Annotated in this window: 1 protein-coding gene; it reads right to left on the bottom strand. The window is 50.1% G+C overall.

The features are described from left to right. Window positions 1–1,216: DNA topoisomerase (locus QSH13_RS18400; protein ID WP_286039485.1), on the bottom strand; the 1,216-nt coding region annotated here is incomplete at its 3' end. Between the last annotated feature and the right edge of the window lie 4 nt (window positions 1,217–1,220).

Below are 1,220 nucleotides of genomic sequence, written 5' to 3'. Positions count from 1 at the left end.
TTTCCCCGCCTTTTTTAATGAGATGAGACAGCCAGCTGATTTGCTTTTGCATAAACACATCCAGAGACAGGTGTCCCAGAGCCACCTGTTCGAGTGATTGTTCCCATAACGCTGTCATACCCGGATCTGTACAGGCTGCCGGCAGGGCATCAATCAGCTGACAGCCGGTGTCTGTCGCCCGGAGTGTTTTTTTCTGTCTGACAATCAATTTCCTGTTTTCCAGCGTGGTGATGATCCCTGCCCGGGTCGCTTCTGTTCCCAGCCCCGCATTCTCTTTCAGGACTTTTTTTAATGTCGGATCGGTAATAAAAGATGACGCATTCTTCATGGCCGCAATCAATGTCCCATCCGTATACGGTTTCGGCGGTGAGGTCGTCAGTTGTACAACCTTTGCCTCTGCTATCGCACAGACGCCTCCCTCATGAAGAGGCGGCAATGTTTCCGTTCCGGTTTCCTGCCCGTTTTCTGTCTCTTCCTTTACTGACGGATCGTCTTCATGTTTCACAAATAATACAGACCAGCCCTTCACCCTTTCGACTTTTCCTTTGGCAACAAATTGTTGTCCGCCAATATCTAAAAACACCTCCGTCGCATCCCATTCCTGATCCGGCAAAAACTGCGCCAGATAATGGGTACGGATAAGTTTGTAGACATTCAGTTCAGCCTCATTCATGGCATTCAAATCCGGTGTATGCCGGGTCGGAATAATCGCATGGTGAGCCGTAATTTTTGCATCATTCCAGACCCGTGAAATACGCGCCGGCTGCAATTGCGCCAGCACATTCTGTAAGGACGGATCACTTTGTGACAAGGCGTTTAAAACAACCGGTATGTCGGCACGCATCGACACCGGCAGATATCCGCAATCCGTCCGGGGATACGTGGTGGCTTTATGTTTTTCATACAGACTTTGTGCGATTTCAAGCACTTTATCAGCGGAATACCCCCAACGCTTTGAGGCAGCCTGCTGAAGTGTCCCGAGATCAAACGGCAGCGGCGGCAATGCTTTTCCTTTCGTTTCATTTACCGTACATACCGTCGCCTTGCCTGCCTGCCGGCACAATTGTTCCACCGCCTGAGCCGCCTGAACATGAATACAACGATGCTCATCATCACAATATTGCACAGCAGGTCGCCAGTGAGCCTGAAAAACAATCCCCTGATGCTGTAAAGACGCGGTTACCCGCCAGAACGGTTTGGAAACAAAGTGCGTGATTTCT

The sequence above is a fragment of the Proteus faecis genome, from assembly GCF_030286765.1.
Lineage (GTDB): Bacteria > Pseudomonadota > Gammaproteobacteria > Enterobacterales > Enterobacteriaceae > Proteus > Proteus faecis.
Note: the sequence above shows the minus strand (reverse complement) of the source record. Positions and strands in the feature narration are given on the sequence as shown.